The organism is Kaistia sp. SLG-1, from assembly GCF_059699055.1.
The window spans coordinates 567,767-589,870 of sequence record NZ_AP048544.1; the positions used below are offsets into that span (position 1 = coordinate 567,767).

20 protein-coding genes are annotated in these 22,104 nt (G+C 66.8%); 14 read left to right on the top strand and 6 right to left on the bottom strand.

The window, feature by feature from the left end; genetic code table 11:
• Positions 1 to 3: 3 nt before the first annotated feature.
• Together AC6HZP_RS02570 and AC6HZP_RS02575 are read right to left on the bottom strand one after the other, a co-directional pair.
• A complete protein-coding gene (locus AC6HZP_RS02570) occupies positions 4 to 1,302 on the bottom strand; it encodes a type 2 periplasmic-binding domain-containing protein (protein ID WP_201404280.1) in 1,299 nt (432 codons plus the stop codon).
• 296 nt (positions 1,303 to 1,598) lie between these two features.
• Positions 1,599 to 2,456, bottom strand: coding sequence for a LysR substrate-binding domain-containing protein (locus tag AC6HZP_RS02575; RefSeq protein WP_497525265.1), 858 nt, complete (start codon positions 2,454 to 2,456; stop codon positions 1,599 to 1,601).
• A gap of 154 nt (positions 2,457 to 2,610) precedes the next feature.
• Between AC6HZP_RS02575 and AC6HZP_RS02580 the strand changes: the two genes are divergently transcribed.
• The gene (locus AC6HZP_RS02580; protein WP_497525266.1) at positions 2,611 to 4,155 is read left to right on the top strand and encodes an MFS transporter; all 1,545 of its coding nucleotides are present in this window, start codon (positions 2,611 to 2,613) and stop codon (positions 4,153 to 4,155) included.
• A 15-nt stretch (positions 4,156 to 4,170) separates the two neighbouring features.
• On the opposite strand, the gene AC6HZP_RS02585 is transcribed toward AC6HZP_RS02580, so the two are convergent.
• Positions 4,171 to 5,010: an SDR family NAD(P)-dependent oxidoreductase gene (locus tag AC6HZP_RS02585; RefSeq protein WP_497525267.1), complete on the bottom strand. Its 840-nt coding sequence runs from the start codon at positions 5,008 to 5,010 to the stop codon at positions 4,171 to 4,173.
• A 171-nt stretch (positions 5,011 to 5,181) separates the two neighbouring features.
• Between AC6HZP_RS02585 and AC6HZP_RS02590 the strand changes: the two genes are divergently transcribed.
• The 5 genes from AC6HZP_RS02590 to AC6HZP_RS02610 all read left to right on the top strand — a co-directional run bounded on the left by AC6HZP_RS02590 (position 5,182) and on the right by AC6HZP_RS02610 (position 10,919).
• Complete coding sequence (locus AC6HZP_RS02590) at positions 5,182 to 6,195, top strand: BMP family ABC transporter substrate-binding protein (protein ID WP_497525268.1); 1,014 nt, start codon at positions 5,182 to 5,184, stop codon at positions 6,193 to 6,195.
• 242 nt (positions 6,196 to 6,437) lie between these two features.
• The gene (locus tag AC6HZP_RS02595; protein WP_497525269.1) at positions 6,438 to 7,982 is read left to right on the top strand and encodes an ABC transporter ATP-binding protein; all 1,545 of its coding nucleotides are present in this window, start codon (positions 6,438 to 6,440) and stop codon (positions 7,980 to 7,982) included.
• Entirely contained in the window at positions 7,979 to 9,007 is a 1,029-nt protein-coding gene (locus tag AC6HZP_RS02600) for an ABC transporter permease (protein ID WP_497525270.1), read from the top strand. The genes AC6HZP_RS02595 and AC6HZP_RS02600 overlap by 4 nt, the downstream gene beginning before the upstream one ends.
• Entirely contained in the window at positions 9,004 to 9,933 is a 930-nt protein-coding gene (locus AC6HZP_RS02605; protein ID WP_497525271.1) for an ABC transporter permease, read from the top strand. Before AC6HZP_RS02600 ends, AC6HZP_RS02605 begins: the two co-directional genes overlap by 4 nt.
• Before the next feature lie 32 nt (positions 9,934 to 9,965).
• A complete protein-coding gene (locus AC6HZP_RS02610) occupies positions 9,966 to 10,919 on the top strand; it encodes a nucleoside hydrolase (RefSeq protein WP_497525272.1) in 954 nt (317 codons plus the stop codon).
• Positions 10,920 to 11,135: 216 nt separating this feature from the next.
• On the opposite strand, the gene AC6HZP_RS02615 is transcribed toward AC6HZP_RS02610, so the two are convergent.
• Positions 11,136 to 12,098 carry a bifunctional helix-turn-helix transcriptional regulator/GNAT family N-acetyltransferase gene (locus AC6HZP_RS02615; RefSeq protein ID WP_497525273.1) on the bottom strand — a complete coding sequence of 321 codons (963 nt, stop codon included), beginning with the start codon at positions 12,096 to 12,098 and terminating at the stop codon, positions 11,136 to 11,138.
• Between the two features lie 376 nt (positions 12,099 to 12,474).
• On the opposite strand from AC6HZP_RS02615, the gene AC6HZP_RS02620 reads away from it, so the two are divergent.
• The 5 genes from AC6HZP_RS02620 (at position 12,475) to AC6HZP_RS02640 (ending at position 17,987) form a co-directional block, all read left to right on the top strand.
• Positions 12,475 to 13,338 carry an amidohydrolase family protein gene (locus AC6HZP_RS02620; protein ID WP_497525274.1) on the top strand — a complete coding sequence of 288 codons (864 nt, stop codon included), beginning with the start codon at positions 12,475 to 12,477 and terminating at the stop codon, positions 13,336 to 13,338.
• Positions 13,335 to 14,855 (top strand): sugar ABC transporter ATP-binding protein, encoded by a 1,521-nt coding sequence (locus AC6HZP_RS02625; protein WP_497525275.1) that lies wholly within the window; start codon positions 13,335 to 13,337, stop codon positions 14,853 to 14,855. The genes AC6HZP_RS02620 and AC6HZP_RS02625 overlap by 4 nt, the downstream gene beginning before the upstream one ends.
• Positions 14,852 to 15,838 (top strand): ABC transporter permease, encoded by a 987-nt coding sequence (locus AC6HZP_RS02630; RefSeq protein WP_497525276.1) that lies wholly within the window; start codon positions 14,852 to 14,854, stop codon positions 15,836 to 15,838. The genes AC6HZP_RS02625 and AC6HZP_RS02630 overlap by 4 nt, the downstream gene beginning before the upstream one ends.
• On the top strand, positions 15,835 to 16,854 hold the full coding sequence (locus AC6HZP_RS02635; protein WP_497525277.1) for an ABC transporter permease: 1,020 nt from the start codon (positions 15,835 to 15,837) through the stop codon (positions 16,852 to 16,854). Before AC6HZP_RS02630 ends, AC6HZP_RS02635 begins: the two co-directional genes overlap by 4 nt.
• 131 nt (positions 16,855 to 16,985) lie before the next feature.
• Positions 16,986 to 17,987, top strand: coding sequence for a substrate-binding domain-containing protein (locus AC6HZP_RS02640; RefSeq protein ID WP_201402099.1), 1,002 nt, complete (start codon positions 16,986 to 16,988; stop codon positions 17,985 to 17,987).
• 76 nt (positions 17,988 to 18,063) lie between these two features.
• Here the strand turns inward: AC6HZP_RS02640 and AC6HZP_RS02645 are convergent, their stop codons facing one another.
• Positions 18,064 to 18,474 carry a winged helix-turn-helix transcriptional regulator gene (locus tag AC6HZP_RS02645; RefSeq protein ID WP_497525278.1) on the bottom strand — a complete coding sequence of 137 codons (411 nt, stop codon included), beginning with the start codon at positions 18,472 to 18,474 and terminating at the stop codon, positions 18,064 to 18,066.
• Positions 18,475 to 18,521: 47 nt separating this feature from the next.
• On the opposite strand from AC6HZP_RS02645, the gene AC6HZP_RS02650 reads away from it, so the two are divergent.
• Both AC6HZP_RS02650 and AC6HZP_RS02655 read left to right on the top strand, forming a co-directional pair.
• Complete coding sequence (locus AC6HZP_RS02650) at positions 18,522 to 18,857, top strand: nuclear transport factor 2 family protein (RefSeq protein WP_497525279.1); 336 nt, start codon at positions 18,522 to 18,524, stop codon at positions 18,855 to 18,857.
• Positions 18,854 to 19,633, top strand: coding sequence for an SDR family oxidoreductase (locus AC6HZP_RS02655; protein ID WP_497525280.1), 780 nt, complete (start codon positions 18,854 to 18,856; stop codon positions 19,631 to 19,633). The genes AC6HZP_RS02650 and AC6HZP_RS02655 overlap by 4 nt, the downstream gene beginning before the upstream one ends.
• A gap of 79 nt (positions 19,634 to 19,712) precedes the next feature.
• Here AC6HZP_RS02655 and AC6HZP_RS02660 read toward each other — a convergent pair whose 3' ends face one another.
• Positions 19,713 to 20,744 (bottom strand): aldo/keto reductase, encoded by a 1,032-nt coding sequence (locus tag AC6HZP_RS02660; RefSeq protein WP_497525281.1) that lies wholly within the window; start codon positions 20,742 to 20,744, stop codon positions 19,713 to 19,715.
• A gap of 258 nt (positions 20,745 to 21,002) precedes the next feature.
• On the opposite strand from AC6HZP_RS02660, the gene AC6HZP_RS02665 reads away from it, so the two are divergent.
• On the top strand, positions 21,003 to 22,043 hold the full coding sequence (locus tag AC6HZP_RS02665; protein WP_201402104.1) for a LacI family DNA-binding transcriptional regulator: 1,041 nt from the start codon (positions 21,003 to 21,005) through the stop codon (positions 22,041 to 22,043).
• Positions 22,044 to 22,104 lie beyond the last annotated feature (61 nt).

A 22,104-nucleotide genomic window follows, 5' to 3' on the forward strand; every position in this document is an offset into this window, starting at 1 on the left:
GCGTCAGAGCCGTGCGTAGGCGGCCTGGACAGCGGTATTGGCGGCGTCGAGAGCCGCTTCCGGCGTCTTGGTGCCGGAGAGCACGTCACCCATCATGATCTGGATCTGGTTCGAGATCTCAGGATAGATCGGCACGCCCGGACGGGCCTGGCCGTTGACCAGCGCCTTGGCGAAGGTCTCGTTGGCCTCGGTCTTGAAGACGTCGTACTTGCCGTAGAGGGCCGCGGCCGTCGGCAGCTGCTGCTGCAGCGCGTTGCCGGGGCCGGCATAGATCTCCTTGATCACGGCCGCGCACATGGCGACCTTTTCCGGATCGTTGGAGAAGGCGCCGAAGGTCCAGCCGCCGGTGCCGGTCGAGCGCTGGTCGGCGGTCGGGCCGGGGATCTCCGAGAAGGTCCACTTGGCGAACTCTTCCGGCTCCAGCGTGTTCTTCAGCTGGCCGTACTGCCAGTTGCCGCCGATGAACAGCGCCGCCGTGCCGGCCGCAGCGGCCGCGTTGAATTCGTCATAGTTGACGATGGTGGCGACGCGCTTCGGAGCAGCACCCGAATCGACGAGATCCTTGAAGTAGTTGACGGCCTTCAGGAACTTTTCGCGGTTCTCGCCCTCGGCGAAGATCGGCTTGCCCTTGTCGTCGACGAGCTTGCCGCCCTGGGCCCAGAAATTGGCGAGCCAGTCGAAGGTGGTGCCTTCCCAGCGGCCGCCGTTGAACAGCACGCCTTCGCCGCCCTTTTCCTTCGAGGCGAGGGCAGCGGCCTTCAGCTCAGCCCAGTCCTTGGGCGCATCCGGAACGATTTCCTTGTTCCGGTAGAGGACACGCAGGTCGGTGTTCCACCACCAGGCGTAGATCTTGCCATCCGGGCCGGTGATGCCTTCGCGGATGAACGGGAAGAGGTCGGCGACTTCTTCCTTGGTAAAGTATTCGTCGAGCGGCTTCAGCACGTTGGCGCCCTTGAAGAGGGCGAGCACGAAGCTGTCGACCGCGGCGCAATCCGGGCCGTGGCCGGACTTGGCCTGCTCGAGCATACGGGCCTGTTCCTGGCCGATATTGTCGGACATGCGCTCGAGATCGATGCGCCAGCCCGGATGGCGCTGGATGAACTCGCTGAACAGCTTCTGGTAACCCTCGGCCCAGACCGGATCGGTGCTGGTCGGGCCGTCATTGGTCAGGCGGAGCGTAAGGGATTTCGGCGCATCGGCGGGGCCGACGCGATCCTTGGTGACGAGGTTCTGGGCTTGGGCCGTGACGGCGACGAACGCGGCGGCGGAGGCCAGCAACGCGGTGACGAGACGCAGGCGCATCATGAAAATCTCCCGTGGGGTGCATCCTCGAACGGACGGCTTTTCGCGGCCGTCTCTTCTTGCGGCACATCCATTTTTCGGGTGCCTTAAAAAGATTAAATCACATCGATTTTATACGAGCAAGGGGCGAAAATTCCCGCCGGACGCCGGGTCCGGAATCGGACTCGGCGGAAAAACAAATCCGGCATTCCGGGCGCGCGGGCGGTGCGGCCCGTCAAAAGATCGGGTAAAGGCCGGCCGCGAACCGCCGGCGTTCCGCCGGCTTTCCGCCAATTCTCAGTCGATGGAAATTCCCGTCAGGCAGCGGCGCCGCGATGCTCGCGAAACGCGGCGGCCAGCGTGCGAAGCGCCTCGCGCGATTTGCGGTCGGTGAGCGTCGAATGCAGCACGATCTCGGAGGGCGGCAGTTCCGGCAGCCGGAAGCGCGGGCCGACCTCGATCGTGCCGGGCGGGGCGAGGCGGCTCGAAAACGCGCCGATGGCGAGGCCGGCCGAGACGGCGGCGGTCACCATCGAGGAGCTGCCGCCGAGAAACACCTCGGTCCAGGGAATTCCGGTGGCATCGAGGGCGCGGGTGGCGATGTCGCGCACGCCGCAGGAGGGGGCAAGCGCCGCGAGCCGCACCGGCTCGCCCTGCCGGTGCTCGAATTGCGGCACGGCGAACCAGCCGAAATGCTCCGGCCCCAGCACCTCGCCGTCGCGGCGATCGTCCTCGCGGCGGATGATGGCGGCGTCGAGCTCGCCGCGGTCGAAGGCGTCGAGCAGGGTGCGCGAATTGTCGAGCCGCACCTCGATCGTCAGGCCGGGATCATGCGCGTTGAGGCGCGCCAGCAACGTCGGCACTTCCGGGCCGGCGACATGGGCGGCGATGCCGAGCGCGAAGTGGCGGCGACAGTCGGTGAGCCCGGCAAGCGCTCTTTCATGCGCGGCGAGAAATCCCCGTGCGCCGTCGAGGAACAGGGCGCCCTGGGCCGAGAGCCGCACCGAGCGCGGCGTGCGTTCGATCAGGCGCTGGCCGACCCGGTCCTCCAGCCGCTTGAGCTTGACGCTGATGGCGCCCTGGGTCGTGCCCAGCGCTTCCGCCGCGCGGGTAAAACTCTGGAAGTCGGCGATGGCGACAAAGGCCCGGACCGAGTCGACGTCCAGCGTCATCATGGCGATCATCCGAAATTGTTGTCCCTGAAATAGATATCCATCCGGTTTCGCTGTCGTCAAGCGCCCGCTAAGGTCCGGCCCGAACCACCCGCGTCCCGAGCGCCCGCCTTTCCGCGTCGCGTGCCCGCTCGCGCTCCAGTCGAAAGCCAGAACCATGTCCGCCACCTCGCAACCGGCCTTTTCGCGCCGGAGCCTTGTCGCTCTCCTCGCCGTCAGCCTCTCCTCCCTGATGTTCGGGCTGGAGATCTCCAGCGTTCCGGCGATCCTGCCGACGCTGGAAAAGGTGCTCGGCGCTGATTTCGTCGAGCTGCAGTGGATCATGAACGCCTACACCATCGCCGTGACGACCGTGCTGATGGCGACGGGCACGATTGCCGATCGCTATGGCCGCAAGCGGGTCTTTGTCCTCGGCATCGCCGCGTTCGGCCTCGCCTCGCTCGCCTGTGGGCTGACGGAAAGCGTCTCGGTGCTGATCGTCGCCCGCTTCCTGCAGGGCATGAGCGGCGGCGCCATGCTGATCTGCCAGGTCGCGGTGCTGTCGCACCAGTTCCAGGAGGGCCGGGCGCGCGGCCTCGCCTTCAGCGCCTGGGGCATCATCTTCGGCATCGGCCTCGGCTTCGGCCCGATCGTCGGCGGCGCGATCGTCGCGGTCTGGAGCTGGGAATGGGTCTTTCTCATCCATGGCGCGCTGAGCCTCGTCACGCTGGGGCTGGCGCTCGGCGGCGTGGAGGAATCGCGCGATCCGGAGGCGACCCATCTCGACCTTCCCGGCATCGTCACGCTGTCGGTCGCCGTGTTCTGCCTGGCCTACTTCATCACCCAGGGGCCGGATCTCGGCTTTGCGAGCCCGGCGGCGCTCACGATCCTCGCCGTGTCGGTTGCGAGCTTCCTCGCCTTCCTCGTCGCCGAGAAGGTGAGCCCGAGGCCGATGTTCGATTTCACCGTGTTCCGGATCCGTCCGTTTTCCGGCGCGGTGATCGGCTCGGCCGCCATGAACATCAGCTTCTGGCCGTTCATGATCTACCTGCCGATCTGGTTCCAGGCCGGCCTCGGCTATGACAGCGTGGCGGCGGGATCGGCGCTGCTCGCCTATACGCTGCCGACTTTGGTCGTGCCGCCCGTGGCCGAGCGGCTGTCGCTCCGCTATAGGCCCGGCCTCGTCATTCCGGCCGGCCTCGTCCTGATCGGGCTCGGCTTCTTCGCCATGAAGCTCGGCAGCGGCGTCGAAAACGCGAGCTGGCTGACGATGCTGCCCGGCTGCGTCCTCGCCGGCATCGGCCTCGGCTTCACCAACACGCCGGTGACCAACACGACGACGGGATCCGTTCCCGCCGCGCGCGCCGGCATGGCGTCCGGCATCGACATGAGCGCGCGCATGATCTCGCTCGCCATCAACATCGCGCTGATGGGCTTCCTGCTCGTCGAAGGCGTCCGCGCCTCGCTGCAGGCGGCGCTACCGGCCGATGTCGACCCGGCGATTTTGCGCCAGCTGGCGCAGCAGGTCGCCGCCGGCACGGCCGTTTCGACAGAGCATGGCGTTTCCGGCGCGGTCGTCCATCAGGCGCTGGTCGACGGCTTCGGCTGGATCCTGCTCTATGGCGGCATCGGCGTCTGGCTGCTGGCCGTGGCGAGCTATCTCGTCTTCGGCCGCGGCGCGGCGAGCAAGGCCGCCTGCCCGGCGGGGCAGGCCGCGCGGTGAGGCGAGAACCGGACGTCAGTACGGCGTTTCGCCGGCGTCGGCGTTGATCGCCTGGCCGCGCACCAGCATGGCGTCGTCGCCGAGCAGGAACGAGGTGACGCGCGCCACTTCGACCGGCTGCAGATGGCGGACGAGCTGGGCCGACAGCATCTTGTCGAAGATCGCCGGTGCCGGTTCGGACGTGAAGGACGAATAGGCCTCGGAGACCTCGCGCAGCATCGGCGTGGCGACGCCGCCCGGGCAGACGCAGTTGACGTTGATGTCATAGGCGGCCAGAGCCTCGGAGAGCATGCGCGTCATCGAGATCACGCCGGCCTTGGAGGCGCTGTAGGCGAGCGACTCGACATGGCCCTTCTTGCCGGCCTCCGAGGCGATCGAGACGATGGCGCCGGGGATCGAATGCTCGATCATGTGCTGCGCCACAAGGCGCGAGATGTCATAGGCGCCGAACAGGTTGATTTCGAACTGGCGCTGCCAGTCGGAACGCGAGATCGCCAGCGGATCGGCATGCAACACGATCGCCGCCGAATTGACGAGGCCGTCGATCCGGCCGAGCAGGTCGATCGCTTTCGCCACGCCGGCCGCGACCGCCGCTTCCGAGGCGACGTCCATGACGACGCCGAAGCAGCCGCCGGCGGCGCCGCCGAGCGCCTCGACCGTGGCGTCGACCGCCTCCTGCTTGAGGTCGGCGATGACGACCCGCGCCTCCTGCGCGATCAGGAGCTCCGCGATCGACCGGCCGATGCCGCCCGTGCCGCCGGTGACGAGGAAGCCCTTGCCGGCATGGACGGGGAAGGTGCGGCTCTTGCGGATCGGCAGTGGCTTGTCCGGGCGGCGGGTCTCGTATTTCGACATTCGGGTTCCTTCGCCGGCATGCGCCGGCCCTTCCAGATCGCGGGTCAGAGGGGGCGATCGGGGGGCATCGCCTGCGCGCAGAATAGGCGTGATCGATAGGCGGTCAATCGCAGTTGTGGCCCGTTGTCTGAGTCGATATCTTCCGGCCATCCAACAAGCAGGAGACGTAAGATGAGGCTTCGGGGTCTTTTGGCTGGCGCGGCTGCGCTGATGGCGGTGACGGCGGCAGAGGCCCAGGACGCGAAGCCGCTGATCGTCTTCGTCTCGCCCAATCCGGTCGGCGTGAACGACTTCCTGAAACTCGCCAAGGTCGGCGCGGAAAAGGCGGCGGAAACCGTCGGCGCCACCGCCAAGGTCTATGAGAGTACGGACCCGACCACCATCCGCCAGAACCTCGACGCCGCCGCCAAGGAAGGCGCCAAGGTGGTGATCGCCGTCGGCTTCGAGTTCAACGACATCCTGCCGGAAGTCGCCAAGTCCTATCCCGACACCAAGTTCCTGCTCGTCGACAGCTGCCCGCAGACGCCGGGGCCGAACGTCCATTGCTCGGTGTTCCGCGAGTATGAGGCGAGCTTCCTCGCCGGCGCCGAGGCGGCGCTGACCAGCGAGACCGGCAAGGTCGGCGCCATCGGCGCGCTCGATATCCCCTTCATCCATCGCTACACCGACCCCTTCAACGAGGGCGCAAAGCATGTGAAGCCGGAGATCGAGATCGCCCCGACGCTCTGGATCGGCGGCAACAACCCGTTCTCCGATCCGGCCCGCGGCCAGCAGCGCGCCAGCGTCATGGTCTCCGACAACACCGATCGCATCATGGCCGGCGGCGCCGGCTCGAACGGCGGCATCTTCAAGGCGATGGAAGACCTGCCGGGCGCGGCGGCCTTCGGCGTCGACAGTAACCAGTGCCCGCAGGCGCCGGGCCTCGTCATGGACAACGTCCAGAAGCGCACCGACATCGTGATCGAGAAGGGCGTCGCCGGCCTGTTCAAGGGCGACCAGCCGGCCTTCGCCACCTACGGCCTCGCCGAGGGCGGCATGACGCTGACCAGCCTGGAGCCGGGCCTCGAGGAATCGGGCTGCCTGATCGTCAAGTTCCCGGACGTGATCACCAAGGTGAAGGCGCTGCGCGACGAGGTCGTCGCCGGAACGGTGAAGGTCGCCGATCCGATGCAGCTCGCGAAGTAGAGCTCAGGAAGTAGAACTCGTCCGCGGCGACGTTCGGGCTTGAGGCCCAGACCAGCCCGGCGTACTGGCGGCCATCGAGGCCGCTCAAATCGGATGCCAACCCGGCTCCGTCATCCCTGCGAAAGCAGGGATCCATGCAGCTGGGTTGGGCCGCGATCGGGATGGATCCCCGCTTTGGCGGGGATGACGGAGTAAAGATGATCGTCGACCCTTCCCGAAAGACATCGGAACCGCCACTACCCATGTCGACGATCGAGCTCGAAGCGTCAGGCATCGTCAAACGCTACGGGCCGCTCGTCGCCAATGACCATGTCGACCTCTCCGTGTTGCGCGGCGAGGTCCACGCGGTGATGGGCGAGAACGGCGCCGGAAAGTCGACGCTGATGTCGATCCTCTACGGCATGCAGGCGCCGGATGCCGGCCGCATCGTGCTCCGAGGCGCCGAGATGCAGTATCGCTCCGCGCTGGATGCGATCGGCGCCGGCATGGGCATGGTCCACCAGGCCTTCAAGCTGTTCAATTCGCTGACCGTCTGGGAAAATGTCGTCTATGGCATGGAGCCGACCCGCTTCGGCTTCATCGACCGGCGCGAGGCGGCGCGTCGCGTCGCGGCGCTGGCCGAGCGCTACCGCCTGCAGGTCGATCCCCATGCCGTCGTCGGCCGTCTCTCGGTCGGCGTGCGCCAGCGCGTCGAGATCCTGAAGGCGCTCTATCGCGACGCCCGCGTGCTGATCCTCGACGAGCCGACCGCCGTGCTGACGCCGCAGGAGCGCGACGGCCTGTTCGACATCATCCGCCACCTAACCGCCGACGACCGCACCATTTTGTTTGTGACGCACAAGCTGCACGAGGTGATGGCGATCACCAACCGCGTCACCGTGCTGCGCGACGGCAAGGTGGTCGACCGCATGGTGACGGCGGAGACCTCGGCCCGCGAGATCATCCGCGCCATGACGGGCAGGGCGGTCAATCTGACCGTCGAGAAGCGCCCCGCCAGTCCCGGCGCCGTGGTGCTGGAGGCGCGCGGCCTGACGGTCGCCACCGATGGCGGCAAGCCGGTGGTCGATCGCGTCGATCTCAAGATCCGCGCGGGAGAAATCGTCGGCATCGCCGGTGTCGCCGGCAACGGCCAGACCGAGCTGATCGAGGCGCTGACCGGCCTGCGCATTCCGGATGGCGGCAGCGTCGCCATCAACGGCGCGGACGTCACCCGCGCCGATGTCGAGCGCCATCGCGACGCCGGCCTCGCCTACATCCCGGAAGATCGCGCCACGACCGGCACGGCGCTCGCCGCCTCGGCTGCCGATAATCTCGCCATGGGTTTTCAGCGCAAGCCGCCGCTTTCGAACGGCAGCCTGCTGGACCGGAATGCGGTCACCTCGCATGCGAAGACGCTGATCGAGAAGTTCGGCGTCAAGATCGGCTCTGAGACGCTTGCTGTCGGCACGCTGTCGGGCGGCAATCTGCAGAAGGTGGTGGTCGCGCGCGAGCTGTCGCATCGGGCACCGCTCTTGATCGCCGAGCAGCCGACGCGCGGCGTCGATGTCGGCGCCATCGAGTTTATCCATGGCCAGCTGATCGCCGAGCGCGATCGCGGCGGCGCCGTGCTGCTCGTTTCGGCGGAGCTGACCGAGATCCTGGCGCTCTCGGACCGCGTCCTCGTCATGTTCGACGGCCGCATCCTGGCGGAACTACCGGCGGCCGAGGCCGACGAGGAAACCCTCGGCCTCCTCATGGCCGGCCGCGTCCGTGACGCGCATCTGACAGACGGAACGGAGGCCGCATGAGCGAGCAGAGCGTGCGGACCACGAGGTTGCCGCGCATCCCGGCCGTGCCGCTGGCGATCGGCATCGGCATTCTCATCGGCGGATTGCTGGTGCTTGCCTCGGGCGGCGATCCCGTCGCCGCCTATCGCGCCATCCTCGTCGGCGCGCTGGCGCCGTCGAACTGGCCGAATACGCTGAACTGGGCCGTGCCGCTGGTCGGCATGACGCTGGTCGCAGCACTCCCCTTGCGCGGCGGTATGGTCAATCTCGGCGGCGACGGTCAGCTCGTCATCGGCGGCCTCGTGGCGGCTCTTGCCGCGCTCTATCTGCCGCTGCCCGGGCCGCTTCTGATCGCAGCCAGCATCCTCTGCGCCATGATCGCGTCCGGCCTCTATGCCTCGCTCGCCGCCTGGGGCGAGACGCGTTTCGGCATCCCGATGCTGATCTCGACGCTGCTCCTCTCCTATCCGGCGATCGGCATCGCTTCCTATCTCGTCGGCTTCCCGCTGCGCGACATGGCGACCGGCCTTGCCCAGACCCGTATGATCCCGGAAGCGGCGCGGCTGCCCGTTATCGCCGGCCCGCTCAACATCGGCCTGATCCTGATGATCGTCGTGGCCATCGCCGTCGTCTTCTTCGACCGCCGCACCGTCGCCGGATACGAGCTCCGCATGCGCGGGCTGAACGCCAAGTTCGCCGGCTATGGCGGCGTGCGGCTTGCCGGCCAGCAGATCCGGGTGATGTTTGCCAGCGGATCCATCGCCGGCCTCGTCGGCGCCATCCTCGTGCTCGGCTCGCTCTATCGCTACCAGGACGGCGCGCTGCTGACGCCGGGCTACACCTGGTCCGGCCTGATGGCGGCACTGCTCGCCGGCGGCGCCCCGCTTGGCGCCATCGCGGCCGGGCTGTTCTTCGCCGGGCTGCAGACGGGCGGCTTCGCCATGCAGCGCGAGACCGAGATCCCGCGCGTCCTCACCATGGTGCTGCAGGCCGTCATCATTCTCTTCCTCGCCATACGCCATGGCGTCGGGAGGCGGTCGTCATGAGTTTGATGAGCTTCATCACGCCGTCGCTGGTCAATTCCGCCGTCCAGTCGATCACGCCGATCCTGCTGGCAGCGCTCGCCGGCACGCTTTGCGGCCGGGTCGGCGTCTTCAACATGGCGATGGAAGGTCAGCTGCTGGTCGGCGCCTTCGCGGCCGTCGTCGGCTCCTACGCCACCGGCAGCGCCCTCGGCGGCGTCCTGTTCGCCATTGTCTTCACCGTGCTGTTCTCGCTGATCCTCGCCTATGGCGCGACGGTGTTCAAAGGCGACGCGGTGGTGATCTGCATCGGCATGAACCTGCTCGCCTCGGGGCTTACCGCCTATCTGCTGCGGCAGATGTTCGGCGTCTCCGGCACGTTTTCCGATCCCGCCATCGTCGGCCTGACCAAGATCCGCATCGACGCGATCAACACCATTCCCTGGATCGGCTGGATCTTTTCGCGACAGACGGCGATCACCTGGCTCGCCTGGATCCTCACCGCCGCCGTGACGATCACGATGTTCCGCACGCCGGTCGGCCTGCGCCTGCGCGGCGTCGGCGAGGATGCGAGTGCGGCCGGCACCATGGGCATCGACGTCACGCGCTACCGCGTGTTGACCGTCCTCTTCGCCGGCGGCCTGACCGGGCTTGGCGGCGCGCAGCTCTCGCTCGGTACCGTCAGCATCTTCTCGGAAGACATGAGTGCCGGCCGCGGCTGGATCGCCGTCGTCGCCGTCATGCTCGGCCGTAACCATCCGCTCTGGGCAGCGCTCGCCTGCGTACTGTTCGGCGTTGCCGACGCGCTCTCCGTCCGCCTGCAGAGCCAGGGCCTGCCCAACCAGCTGACCGATATCGTGCCCTATGTGGTGACGCTTCTCGCCTTGGCGCTCAGCCATCGCAAGCGGCTGAAGCGCCGCGCCGCCGACACCCTTACCGCGCACGCCTGACCGGCCTGCCGTCGCAATCCAAGGACCCCGCCATGACCGAAACCTGCCGCATGATCCTCGACGTCGACACCGGCGTCGACGACGCCATGGCGATCTTCTACGCGGTGCGCCGGCCGGGCATAAAGCTCGAGGCGCTGACCACCACCTTCGGCAACACCGACACGGTGATCGCGACCGAGAACACGCTGAAGATCCTGGAACTGCTCGGCCGTCCGGAGATCCCGGTGGCGCAGGGCGTCGCCCGCTCGCTGATCCGCCCCTACCAGCGGATGGCCGACCATATCCATGGCTCCAACGCGCTCGGCGACGTCGAGCTTCCCAAGCCGAAGATCAGGGCCGTCGACGAGCACGCGATCGACCTGATGATCCGAATCATCAAGGAGAACCCCGGCGAGATCACGCTCTGCCCGGTTGGCCCGATCACCAATGTCGCGCTCGCCATCACCAAGGCGCCGGAGATCGCCAAGCTCGCCAAGGAGATCGTCGTCATGGGCTCGACGGTCCTGCATCCCGGCATCCATGGCCCGATCGCGCCGATGGTCGACGCCAATTTCGCCAATGATCCGGAGGCAGCCCACATCGTGCTGCAGTCCGGCGCCAACGTCACGCTGGTCGGCATGGACGTCACGATGACGACGCTGCTCTCGACCGACATGATGGCGGAGATCACCCGCGAGGGCGATCACGCCGCGCAGACGCTGATGCAGATCACGCAGTTCTATGTCGACGCTTACAAGACGATGTATCCGGGCATCCAGGGCTGCGGCCTGCACGACCCGCTCGCCGTCGCCGTCGCCGAGGATCCGACTTTGGTCGGCCTGGAGCGGATGTACGTCGATATCGAGCTGCATGGCGAACTGACGCGTGGCTCGACGGTTGCCGACCGCCGCCGCACGGCGATCCCGTTCCACAACGCCAATGTCGCCATGACCGTCGATCGCCCCCGCTTCGAGGCCGATTTCATGGCGCTGATGAAGGGGCACTGAGGCCTCATTGTTGCCGGCAACACAGTTCTCATCATGCTGAGGAGGCCCGAAGGGCCGTCTCGAAGCACGCAGAGCGGTGGTACGCGTCCGTCGCCGGCACACCCGCCGTGCGTCCTTCGAGGCCCGGCTTCGCCTGATACCTCAGGATGATGGTCGAGTTTGGGGAGACGGTCTCGGCGACCGATCAGATAAGCCGGGCAAGCCAGGGCTTTCGCCTTATGCCCCCGCGCCCGGCCTCCGCCGCGAAAACTGCTGCTCGATGACCTCGGAGCCCCATTGGGTTCCGGGCGCTTCTTTGGTCAGCTCGAAGCCGTGCGCTTCGTAGAGGCGTCGCGCCGCGTCGAGGCCCTTGAACGTCCAGAGCTGCGTGGCAGCGAATCCTGCCTGGTCGCAGAAGGCCAGCGCTTCGCCCAGCAGGCGGCGGCCGACGCCCTCGCCGCGGCAGCCGTCGTCGAGGATGAACCAGCGCAGATGCGCCTGGTCGTTGCCGAGGTCCTCGCCGTCGATCGCGATCGAGCCGACGATCCGGTCGTTCCGCACCGCTGACCAGATCCGGTTGCGCTTGTGGTTTAGGCGGCCGGAGAATTCGGCCGCGCCTGCCGCGACCGCGCTTTCGAAGAACTGGCCGAAGCCGGAATGCCTGGAATAGAAGGCGGCGTGCATCTCGGCGACGCGCCCGATCCAGCCCGGGCGGAAACCGGCGACAATCTCGATCGGGGCCTGCGGCGTCTCGCCGGCGTCCGTATGGCGCGCCGCGAGCGCGCGTGCATAGGCTGAGAGACCCTGTGCCACCGCCTGCTGTTCTCCGGGGTTCAGGCGCCCCAGGGCGGCTGAAACCTGGCCTCGCGCATAGGCATGGATGCCGGTGACGGTGCGGAGGCCCTGCGAGGTCAGGCGCAACGGCTTGACGCGGCCGTCATCGGCGCCAGCGGTTTCCGCCAGTTCGCCCGCCCGGACGAGCTTGCCGATCATCCGGCTGATGCTGGATTTCTCCAGCTTGAGAACCTGCACGAGCTCCGCCGCGGTCATCGATTCCCGGCGCTCGATCTCCAGGAGAGCATGCACGGCGGAGGCCGAATAGGCCGTGCCCGCCAGCGTCGGATCCATGAAGCCGAGCTCGCGGACGATCCGGCGCGACGCGGAGCGGATTTCATCGATCAGGTCGGATGGGGCGGACACGTCGGGATCCCTGTTGCCATGATAGTTGTACAATACAACTATCATGGCTGCCTCTTGTCCAGAGGAACCTCGCACTGTGTAACGTTTCCATTCGTCGCCGAAGCGTCGCTCAACCTTCCTTCAGCCGCGGGATTGGGCAGAAGCGAAGGCATATGAAAGGCTTGTTGGAAGGCCATGCCAACAGCCTCGCTCGAAAACCCTGTTCCGGTGCGCGAATGTCGCTTGACGCCTGCGGCGTGGCATGTTGACGTTTACATGAGGAAAGGGCGCGGGTGGAGGCGCCCTTGCGGCATTGAGGGATGCCGTGGACGGGAGGGAAGTGCGTGCGCAAGGACAGCGGATCTATTGTCGTGGCTGTTTGGACGGGTGGCCTCTGATGCCGCGCGCTCCGATCGTCGATACCCATCTCCATCTCTGGGATCCGAAGAAGCTTCGCTATGCCTGGCTCGACGGCAATCCCGTGCTCGACCAGGCCTATGGGCTCGATCGCTATGACGCGGCGACCGAGGGGCTCGGCGTCGAGGCCATGGTGTTCCTGCAGTGCGAGGTCGATCCCGCGCAGTATCAGGACGAGGCGGACTGGGTCGCCGGCCTTGCCAAAGTCGATCCGCGTATAAAAGGCATGGTCGCCTGGGCGCCGCTGGAGAAGGGTCGCGCCGTCGCGCCCGAGCTCGAGCGCCTGGTTCGGCATGACATCCTGCGCGGCATCCGCCGCATCATCCAGTTCGAGCCCGATCTCGATTTCTGCCTGCGGCCGGATTTCATCGAGGGGGTGCGCACGCTGGCCGATTTCGGCCTCTCCTTCGACATCTGCGTCGACCATCGCCACATGGCGAATGTGCTGAAATTCGCGGCCCAGATCCCCGAAGTGCCGATGATCCTCGATCATATCGGCAAGCCGGCAATCGCCGATGGCGTGATGGAGCCGTGGCGCAGCCAGATGCACCAGCTGGCCGAGCTGCCGCATGTCTCCTGCAAGATCTCCGGCGTCGCCACCGAGGCGGATCACGCCAGCTGGACCGAGGACGAGCTGAAGCGCTACGTCGAGGTGGCGATCGATGCCTTCGGCTTCGACCGCGTGATGTTCGGCGGCGACTGGCCGGTGGCCGTGCAGGCGATCGAGTACCGCCGCTGGGTCGAGCTGCTCGATACGATCCTCGCCTCGGCCAGCGATGCCGAGCGCCAGAAATTCTGGCGCGACAACGCCGTCCGCTTCTACCGTCTGGAGGCGGTGCGATGACAGCGCCGCTTGTCTCGGCGCGCGGCATCTCGAAATCCTTCGGCGGCGTCGAGGTTCTGAGGAATGTCGATCTCGACCTGATGCCGGGCGAGGTCCATGCGCTGCTCGGCGAGAATGGCGCGGGCAAATCGACCTTCGCCAAGATCCTCGCCGGCGTGCACCGGCCGACGCGCGGCACGATCGAGCTCGGCGGCAAGCTCGTCGAGATCGGCTCGCCGATCGGTGCGCAGCGCCTCGGCATCACGCTGATCCATCAGGAGCCGATCTCGTTCCCGGATCTGTCGGTGGCGGAAAACCTCGTCATCGGCCAGGTCGGCGGCAAGCCGCTCGGCCGTGTGCGCTGGGCCGAGCTCGCCAAGGAAGCCCGTCGCCTGATGGGGCTCCTCAACGTGCCGATCGACGTCACCGTGCCAATGCGGGGTCTGTCGATCGCCGATCAGCAGATGGTCGAGATCGCCCGCGCGCTCGCCTCCGACAGCCGGCTGATCCTGATGGACGAGCCGACTGCCGCGCTGACGCCGAGGGAGGTCGAGACGCTTTTCACCATCGTCCGCCGCCTGCGCGACGAGGGCCGGACGATCATCTTCATCTCGCACCGGCTGGAAGAAGTGCGCGCCATCTGCGACCGCGTCACGATCTTCCGCGATGGCGACAAGATCGAGACGGCTGAGACCGCGAGCCTGACCGACGCCGACATCATCCGCCGCATGATCGGCCGGCCGGTCGCCGATTATCTGCATCGCGGCACCAGTCATGTCGGTGACGTGGCTCTGTCGGTGCGCGCGCTGACCCTGCCGGGCCGGTTCGAGAACATCTCCTTCGACGTCCGCAAGGGCGAGATCGTCGGTCTCGGCGGCCTCGTCGGCGCCGGCCGCACCGATGTCGCCCGCGCCATCTTCGGCGTCGCCCCGGCGGCCTCCGGCGTCATCGAGATCGACGGCAAGCCGGCCGAGATCCGCGAGCCGACTGACGCGATCGCGCACGGCATCGCCTTCGTCTCCGAGGATCGCGCCATCGCCGGCATCTTCCGCTCGCTGTCCGTCGAGACCAACATCACCGCCGCCGTGCCGAAGCAGATCGCGCCGAATGGCATCATCCGTCGCGCCGTCGAGAAGCGGCTGGCGAAGGAATCGGTCGAGAAGCTGTCGATCCGCCTCGCCACCGTGCGCCAGCCGATCGGCGAGCTTTCCGGCGGCAACCAGCAGAAGGCGATCCTCGCCCGCTGGCTGCTGGCCGAGCCGGATATCCTCATCCTCGACGAGCCGACGCGCGGCATCGACATCGGCGTCAAGGCCGAGTTCTACGACCGGATCGGCGAGCTCGCCGCCAGCGGCCGCGCCATCCTGCTGATTTCCTCCGAATTGCCGGAACTGCTCGCCTTGTCCGATCGCATCCTCGTCATGTCCGAAGGCAAGCTGACGGCCGACATTCCGCGCGCCGAGGCGAGCCAGGAGGCGATCATGCATGCAGCCGTGCCGCGCTCCGGCCGCCACACCGTTTCGGGAGCGGCGGCATGAATTCGGTCGCCCGCCTGTTCCGCGCCCGCGAGGCCGGCATCCTCGTCATGCTGGTGCTGTTCGTCGCCGTCGTCGGCCTGATCCAGCCTCGCTTCGTCTCCGTCGACACGCTCCGGATCGTGCTGCTCGCCGTGCCGCTGATCCTGGTCGCGGCGATGGGCCAGATGATGGTTCTGGCCTCGCGCAATGTCGACCTCTCGATCGGCTCGATCCTCGGCTTCTCAGCCATCGCCGCCGGCATGATTTTTCGCGATCATCCGGAGTGGCCGCTTTCTGTCGGCTTCGCCGTCGGCGTGCTGTCGGGCGCGGCGCTCGGGTTCGTCAACGGCCTCGTCGTCACGGTCTTCAAACTACCGTCGATCATCGTGACGCTCGGCACGCTCAGCCTCTATCGCGGCCTGCTGTTCATCTTGTCGGGATCGAAGCAGATCGACCCGAACGACATTCCGGAACCCTTGATCCGCATGGCGCAGACCTCGCCGATCGACGTCCCGTGGATCGTCATCATCGCCTTCGCCGTCGCCTTCGCGACCTGGCTGTTCCTGACCTACACGCAGGTCGGCCGCCAGATCTACGCCATCGGCTCCAACCCGGCCGCCGCGCCGCTGCGCGGCATCCGCGTCATGCCGGTGACGATCCTCGTCTTCACCCTCTCCGGCGCGCTCGCCGGGTTGGCCGGTCTGATTTATGCGGCGCGCTTCGGCTATGTGAACCCCGGCATTACCGGCGTCGGCTTCGAGTTCACCGTCATCGCGGCGGTGGTCATCGGTGGCGTCTCGATCAATGGCGGCGTCGGTTCCGTGCTCGGCACGGTGCTCGGCGTGCTGCTGCTCGGCTCGGTGCAGGTGGCGCTGCCGATCCTCGGCGTCTCCGGCTTCTGGCAGAACGCCATCTATGGCGCGATCATCCTGATCGCCCTCGTCATCGACCGCACCGTCCGCCAGGGCGGCTTGCGCGGCCTGCTCGCCCGAGGTGGCGCATGAACTCCATCGACAAATCCCCGGTCGCTTCGACCACGCCGCGCATCGTCGTCCGCGAGGCGGCGGCGCCGAGGCCGCGCTGGCAGGTATTGCTGATCCGGCCGGAAACGGTGACGCTGCTGCTGCTCGTGGTGGCGACCGTCGTCGCCAGCCATCTGTCGCCCTTCTTCGCCGATCTCGGCTTCATCCTGGAGAGCTCGACCTATTACATCGAGTTCGCCATCGTCGCGCTGGTGCTGACGCTGGTCATCATCTCCGGCGAGATCGACCTGTCGCCGGCAGCCCAGATGGCGCTCTCCGCCTGCCTGTTCGGCACCGCCTTCAAGGCGGGACTGCCGATGCCGGTCGCCATGGGCGTCAGCCTGCTCGCCGGCCTCGTCATGGGCGCCTTCAACGGCCTGCTGGTCACGGTGCTGCGGCTGCCGTCGATCATCGTCACCATCGGCACGTTGATCCTCTATCGCGGCCTGGCGCAGGTGCTCGCCGGCGACAAGTCGATCGGCGGCTTTCCAGGCTGGTTTGTCGGCATCGACTACCGCATGGTCGGTATCGTGCCGGTGCCCGTGCTCGTCTTCGTCGCCGCCTCTCTCCTGCTCGGCCTCTTCCTCGGCATCACCATCTATGGCCGCCAGATCTACCAGATCGGCACCAGTGAGGTGGCCGCCATCCATGCCGGCATCCGCGTCCGCCGCATCAAGATGGGCCTGTTCATCGCCTCGGGGATCACCAGTTCGATCGCGGGTCTCATGGTCGCCTCGCGGCTTGGCTCGGTGCGCTATGACCTCGCTTCCGGCGCCGAGCTCACCATGGTGCTGATCGTCATGCTCGGCGGCACGTACATCTTCGGCGGTCGCGGCTCGATCCTCGGCACCTTCCTCGCCGCCTGGCTGCTCGTGATCATCGCCACCGGCATGACCGTCGCCAACATTGCCATCAACGCGCAGCTCACCGTCATGGGCCTGCTGCTCATCGTCTCGATCATCGCCACCAACGCGATCTATGCCCGCAGTCAGAGGTAGCGTTTTCAAGCGAAGTGGACACCGGTTCGCGTGAAGAAAACGCGACCAAACAAGGAGTTAGGCATTTCATCGTTCCCTGGGAGCGATGAAATGCCTAGTGGGATCCGTCTGTCAGCAACTGGGAGGAACTGATGCTGAGAAGAAACCTGATGCTCGCCGCCGCCTTCGGCGCCGCGCTTTTCTCGGGTGCGGCCTATGCGGCCGATCCGGTCTCGATCGTCTACATCCCGAAGAACACGGGCAACCCGTACTTCGATTCGATCATCAAAGGCTTCGAGGACGGCTGCAAGAAGCTCGGCTGCGAGTTCACGACCGTCGCTCCGGCCTCGGCCGAAGCGACCTCGCAGATCCCGTTCGTCACCGCGCAGATCCAGCGCGGCGTCAACGTCGTCGCCATCTCGCCGAACAGCCCGGACGCGCTCAACCAGGTGTTCGACCGCGCCCGCGCCAAGGGCACGCTGATCCTGTCGGTCAATTCCGACCTGCCCGGCAACGAGACGCATCGCGACGCGGCCATTCTGCCGGTCGACTTCACCAAGACCGGCCCGTCGCAGGTTGAGCTGCTCGGCAAGCAGATCGGCTATGAGGGCGAGATCGCCATCCTCTCGGCCACCACCGACGCGCCGGACCAGAACGTCTGGATCGCGGCGATGAAGGACAGCCTCGAGAAGGATCCGAAATACGCCAAGATGAAGCTGGTCACGATTGCCTATGGCGATGACGACCCGCAGAAGTCGACCACCGAGACGGAAGCCCTGCTCGCCAACTATCCGAACCTCAAGGGCATCATCTCGCCGACGACGGTCGGCGTCGCGGCGGCCGCCCAGGTGGTCGAGACGGCCAAGAAGGCCGATCAGGTCAAGGTTGTCGGCCTCGGCACGCCGAACCAGATGCGCCGCTTCATCGAGAACGGCACGGTCGAGGCGTTCCAGCTCTGGAGCCCCTACAATCAGGGCCTGCTCGCCGCCCATTTCGCCGTCGGCGTCAAGGACGGCTCGATCAAGAACGAAGCCGGCACAGTCTTCGAGGTCGAGGGTCTCGGCAAGGTCACGGTCGACGAGAACAGCGTGATCAAGACGCAGGCGGATCTAACCACCTTCGACAAGGCGAATATCGCCGACTTCAACTTCTGATCCTTCGGCTCGGCCCTGTTGCCCGCGACGCGCTTCGGCCCGTCGCGGGCATTTTCATGGGCGCCGCCTGTCGGGGCTATTCGCCCTCCGCCGGCGTCTCCGGCGCGAGCTTTTCGCGCGCCGCCGCCCAGACGAGGATCGCGTCGAGCGCGGGACAAAGCGCCTGTCCCCAGTCGGTCAGGCGGTACTCCACCTTGGGCGGCACCTGATGGTGGACGATGCGGTGCACGACGCCGTCGCCTTCCAGCTGTCGCAGCTGCTGAATGAGCATCTTCTGCGAGATCGTCGGTATCGCGCGCTCCAGTTCGGAGAAGCGGTGCGGCTCGCCGTCGAAGAGATGGAAGAGGATCACCAGCTTCCAGCGCCCTTCCAGAATGCCGAGCGTCGCCTCGACATCCGCCGCCGCCGTTTGCGGCGTATAGGGCGCGCCGTGGCTGTCGGACTTACTTTTTGGTTCGTACCTTACTTTTTCGTCGGTTCTTGTCATTTTGACAGCCTACTCGCATGTCTTGGCTCAACGCAATGGAGTGAGCCATGAACGCCATGACGGACAGACTTCCCGAACCCATCGCCGCCTATTATGCGGCCGAGAAGGCCGATGATTTCGAGGCGCTCGCGCTCTGTTTCGCCGTCGACGCGACGGTGCGGGACGAAGGCGCCGTCCGGACCGGCCGCGCCGCCATCGCGGCATGGAAGGCCGAAAACAAGGCCAAATACCGCTACGAAACCGAAATCGTCGACATCCGCGAACAGGACGGCGCCTACCTCGTCTCCACCCGGGTCAGCGGATCGTTTCCCAATTCGCCGGTTCTGCTGACGCAGAGGTTCGAGCTGGCCGATGGCGAAATCCGCTCCCTGGAGATCGCATGATGGCCGGCGAGTTTCAGGGCAAGCGCGTTCTCGTGACGGGCGCCAGTCTCGGGATCGGCCGCGCCACGGCCCTCCGGTTCCGGGAAGGCGGTGCGACGGTTATCGGCGTGTCGCGACGGACCATCGAAACCTCGGACGACCAGCTCGCATCGATCTCGGCGGATCTTGCCACCCTCGAAGGCTGCGCCAGCGTCGCGGACGCCGTGCTGACGCGATTGGGCGGGATCGACATCCTTGTCCACGCGCTCGGTGGATCTTCCGCGCCAGGAGGAGGCTTCGCCGCGCTGGACGAGACCGAATGGGCGAGGGAGTTGAGCCTGAACCTGCTCTCCGCCGTCCGCCTCGACCGCGCGCTTCTGCCTTCCATGCTCGACCAGAGCTCCGGCGTCATCGTGCATGTGACGTCGATCCAGGCCCAGTCGCCGGTGTTCGAAGCGACGCTTGGATATGCCGCCGCCAAGGCGGCGCTTGCCAATTACAGCAAGGGGCTTTCCAAGGAGGTCAGCCCGAAGGGTGTTCGCGTCGTGCGCGTTTCGCCCGGCTGGACGGAAACGGAGGCGGCTGTCGCACTGGTCGAGCGCCTCGCGGACAAGGCGGGCACGGACTACGACACGGCCCGCGCCGACCTGATGCAGGCGATCGGCGGCATTCCGATCGGCCGGCCCAACACGCCACAGGACGTCGCCGAGCTGATCGCCTTCGTCGCGTCGCCCCGCGCGGCGACGATCACCGGCACGGAACTTCGCATCGACGGCGGCTCTCTGCCCGTCGTCTAGGCGCCCGAAAGTCCCCTAGGCATTGCATCTTCTTGCCCCTCTCCCGCGCGCGGGAGAGGGTAGGGCGAGCCCTGGCCGCTTACGGTGTCGGGGCGTCGGCGCGGATCAGGCCTTCGTGCTTCAGCTCGGCCCAGAGGTCCGTCGGGATCTCCATGCGGACCAGGTCGAGATTGGTTGTCACCTGTTCCGGCCTGAAGGCGCCGGGGATGACCGAGGCGACGGCCGGATGATGCAGCGGGAACTGCAGGGCCGCGGCCGGCAGCGGCACGTTGTGGCGCTTGCAGACCTCGGCGACGCGGCGGGCCTTCTCCAGGATCTCCGGCGTCGGCTCGAAATAATTGTACTTGGCGCCCGGTACAGGGCCGGTGGCGTAGAGGCCGGACGAGAACACGCCGCCGATGATGATGCCGACATTGCGCTCGACGCAGAGCGGCAGTTCCTTGGTCAGCGTCTCCTGCTCGCCGAGCGTGTAGCGCAGCGCCAGCAGGAAGAAGTCCATGTCGAACATCTCGAGGAAGCGCGGGATCAGGCCGAGCTCGTTGATGCCGGCGCCGATGGCGCGGATGCGGCCCGCCGCCTTCAGCTCGGCAAGCGCGCGCCAGCCGCCATTGGCGAGCTGGGTGAAGCTGGCCTGCACCATCGATTCCGGGCCGCGATGCCACCAGTCGAGATCGTGGATGATCAGCGTGTCGATGCGGTTCATGCCGAGGCGCTGGATGCTGTCCTCGTAGGCGCGCATGACGCCATCATAGCTGTAGTCGAAATAATGGTCGAAATGCAGGCCGCCGGACCAGAAGCCGGTGTCGAACTCGTCGGGCTTCTGGATCGGCGCGCGCAGAATGCGGCCGACCTTGGTCGACAGGATCACGTCCTCGCGCGGCTGCTTGTAGAGGAAGCGGCCGACGCGATGCTCGCTCTGGCCGCGACCGTACCACGGAGCCGTGTCATAGTAGCGGACGCCGGCGTCCCAGGCCGTCTGCAGCGTCGCTTCGGCGTCGGCGTCGGTCACCTTGGTGAACAGTTCACCGAGCGGCGCCGCGCCGAAGCCGATCTGCGGCAGCATCAATTCGGTGCGGCCGAGTTGCCGGCGCTTGAAAGGATCCATGGTCATCTCTCTCCCTGTGGTCATGCCCGCCGGCGCGCCGAAGCCATGAACAGGCCATGAATCGGCAGCCCCAGGGCGAGGCAGTCGGGCGATAGAACGACATGGACGTGTGAACGTCAACATAGCCGTGTCGCTTCTTTCGACCGCAACCATGGCGATGGGACGGGGCTTGATTCTCCTTGATTGCTGGCGGGGCGAGTGGCAGTTTGCTGGCTATGGGTGCCCGGTAGGTCCGGCCGAAGACGGGTCAGGGATGTAAACGTTATGTCAGCGAAGATGCCGACCGGCGGGCGGCGCCAGCCGACGATCCACGAAGTGGCGGCGACGGCCGGCGTCTCGATCGGGACGGTCTCGCGCGTCGCCGGCGAGAGCCCGCGCGTCGCGCCGGAGACGCGGGCCCGCGTGCTGGCGGCGATGGCCGAACTCGGCTACCAGCCCAACGCGGCGGCGCGCGCCATGCGCACCAACCAGACCAAGACGATCGGCTTCCTAATCCCGGACATGACCAACCAGGTCTTTGCCCGCGTCGCGCAGGGGGCGGAGGCGGTGTTCGCGCCGGAAGGCTACATGCTGTTCGCCTTCTCGTCGAACCGCTCGCCGGCGCGCGAGATCGAATTCCTGCAGGCCGCCCGCCAGCGCCGCATGGACGGGCTGATCGTCACGCTGTCGGACGAGACGGCGACAGGCACGATCGAGGAATTGAAGCGCATGGGCGTGCCGGTCGTGGTGCTCGACCGCGACATCCCGGTCGAGGCCGACGTCGTCTACAGCGAGCATATCCAGCCGATCGAGACCGTCGTCGGGCAGTTGCTGCAGCTCGGCCATCGCCGCATCGGCCTGATCACCGCCTCGAGCAACATCCGTCCCGGCCGCGACCGGGTCACCGGCTTCAAGCGGGCGCTCGAGAAGGCGGGCGTGCCGATCGACGAGTGGCTGATCCGCGCCCGCACCCAGAGCGCCGAGCGGGGAGCCGCCGAGACGCATGATCTCCTGACCGGGCCGAACCCGCCGACCGCCATTCTCGCCGCCGGCAGCGACATCTTCTATGGCGCGCTGAAGGCGGTGCGGCTGCTTGGCCTGTCGATCCCGGACGACATCTCCTTCGTCGGCTCCGACGACGCGCTGCTCGGCGAGCTTGTCTATCCGCCGATCACGGTGATCGACCGCGACATGGTCGAGGTCGGCCGGCAGGCGGCCGGCCTGCTGATCGAGCGGCTGAAGGGGCTCGACATGCCGCCGCGCCGGATCATGCTCGGCAGCAGCGTCATCCTGCGCAGCTCGATCGCCCCGCCGAAGCGGCGCTGAACGAACGAAGCCGCCGCCACGCGGGGCTGAAACGAAAGAACCCGGGCCGTGGCGGCCCGGG

Excerpts from the sequence above, each read along its gene's own strand:
- AC6HZP_RS02570 (WP_201404280.1), bottom strand. The coding sequence starts at position 1,302 with ATGCGCCTGCGTCTCGTCACCGCGTTGCTGGCCTCCGCCGCCGCGTTC.
- AC6HZP_RS02575 (WP_497525265.1), bottom strand. The coding sequence starts at position 2,456 with ATGATGACGCTGGACGTCGACTCGGTCCGGGCCTTTGTCGCCATCGCC.
- AC6HZP_RS02580 (WP_497525266.1), top strand. The coding sequence starts at position 2,611 with ATGTCCGCCACCTCGCAACCGGCCTTTTCGCGCCGGAGCCTTGTCGCT.
- AC6HZP_RS02585 (WP_497525267.1), bottom strand. The coding sequence starts at position 5,010 with ATGTCGAAATACGAGACCCGCCGCCCGGACAAGCCACTGCCGATCCGC.
- AC6HZP_RS02590 (WP_497525268.1), top strand. The coding sequence starts at position 5,182 with ATGAGGCTTCGGGGTCTTTTGGCTGGCGCGGCTGCGCTGATGGCGGTG.
- AC6HZP_RS02595 (WP_497525269.1), top strand. The coding sequence starts at position 6,438 with ATGTCGACGATCGAGCTCGAAGCGTCAGGCATCGTCAAACGCTACGGG.
- AC6HZP_RS02600 (WP_497525270.1), top strand. The coding sequence starts at position 7,979 with ATGAGCGAGCAGAGCGTGCGGACCACGAGGTTGCCGCGCATCCCGGCC.
- AC6HZP_RS02605 (WP_497525271.1), top strand. The coding sequence starts at position 9,004 with ATGAGTTTGATGAGCTTCATCACGCCGTCGCTGGTCAATTCCGCCGTC.
- AC6HZP_RS02610 (WP_497525272.1), top strand. The coding sequence starts at position 9,966 with ATGACCGAAACCTGCCGCATGATCCTCGACGTCGACACCGGCGTCGAC.
- AC6HZP_RS02620 (WP_497525274.1), top strand. The coding sequence starts at position 12,475 with ATGCCGCGCGCTCCGATCGTCGATACCCATCTCCATCTCTGGGATCCG.
- AC6HZP_RS02625 (WP_497525275.1), top strand. The coding sequence starts at position 13,335 with ATGACAGCGCCGCTTGTCTCGGCGCGCGGCATCTCGAAATCCTTCGGC.
- AC6HZP_RS02630 (WP_497525276.1), top strand. The coding sequence starts at position 14,852 with ATGAATTCGGTCGCCCGCCTGTTCCGCGCCCGCGAGGCCGGCATCCTC.
- AC6HZP_RS02635 (WP_497525277.1), top strand. The coding sequence starts at position 15,835 with ATGAACTCCATCGACAAATCCCCGGTCGCTTCGACCACGCCGCGCATC.
- AC6HZP_RS02640 (WP_201402099.1), top strand. The coding sequence starts at position 16,986 with ATGCTGAGAAGAAACCTGATGCTCGCCGCCGCCTTCGGCGCCGCGCTT.
- AC6HZP_RS02645 (WP_497525278.1), bottom strand. The coding sequence starts at position 18,474 with ATGACAAGAACCGACGAAAAAGTAAGGTACGAACCAAAAAGTAAGTCC.
- AC6HZP_RS02650 (WP_497525279.1), top strand. The coding sequence starts at position 18,522 with ATGAACGCCATGACGGACAGACTTCCCGAACCCATCGCCGCCTATTAT.
- AC6HZP_RS02655 (WP_497525280.1), top strand. The coding sequence starts at position 18,854 with ATGATGGCCGGCGAGTTTCAGGGCAAGCGCGTTCTCGTGACGGGCGCC.
- AC6HZP_RS02660 (WP_497525281.1), bottom strand. The coding sequence starts at position 20,744 with ATGACCATGGATCCTTTCAAGCGCCGGCAACTCGGCCGCACCGAATTG.
- AC6HZP_RS02665 (WP_201402104.1), top strand. The coding sequence starts at position 21,003 with ATGTCAGCGAAGATGCCGACCGGCGGGCGGCGCCAGCCGACGATCCAC.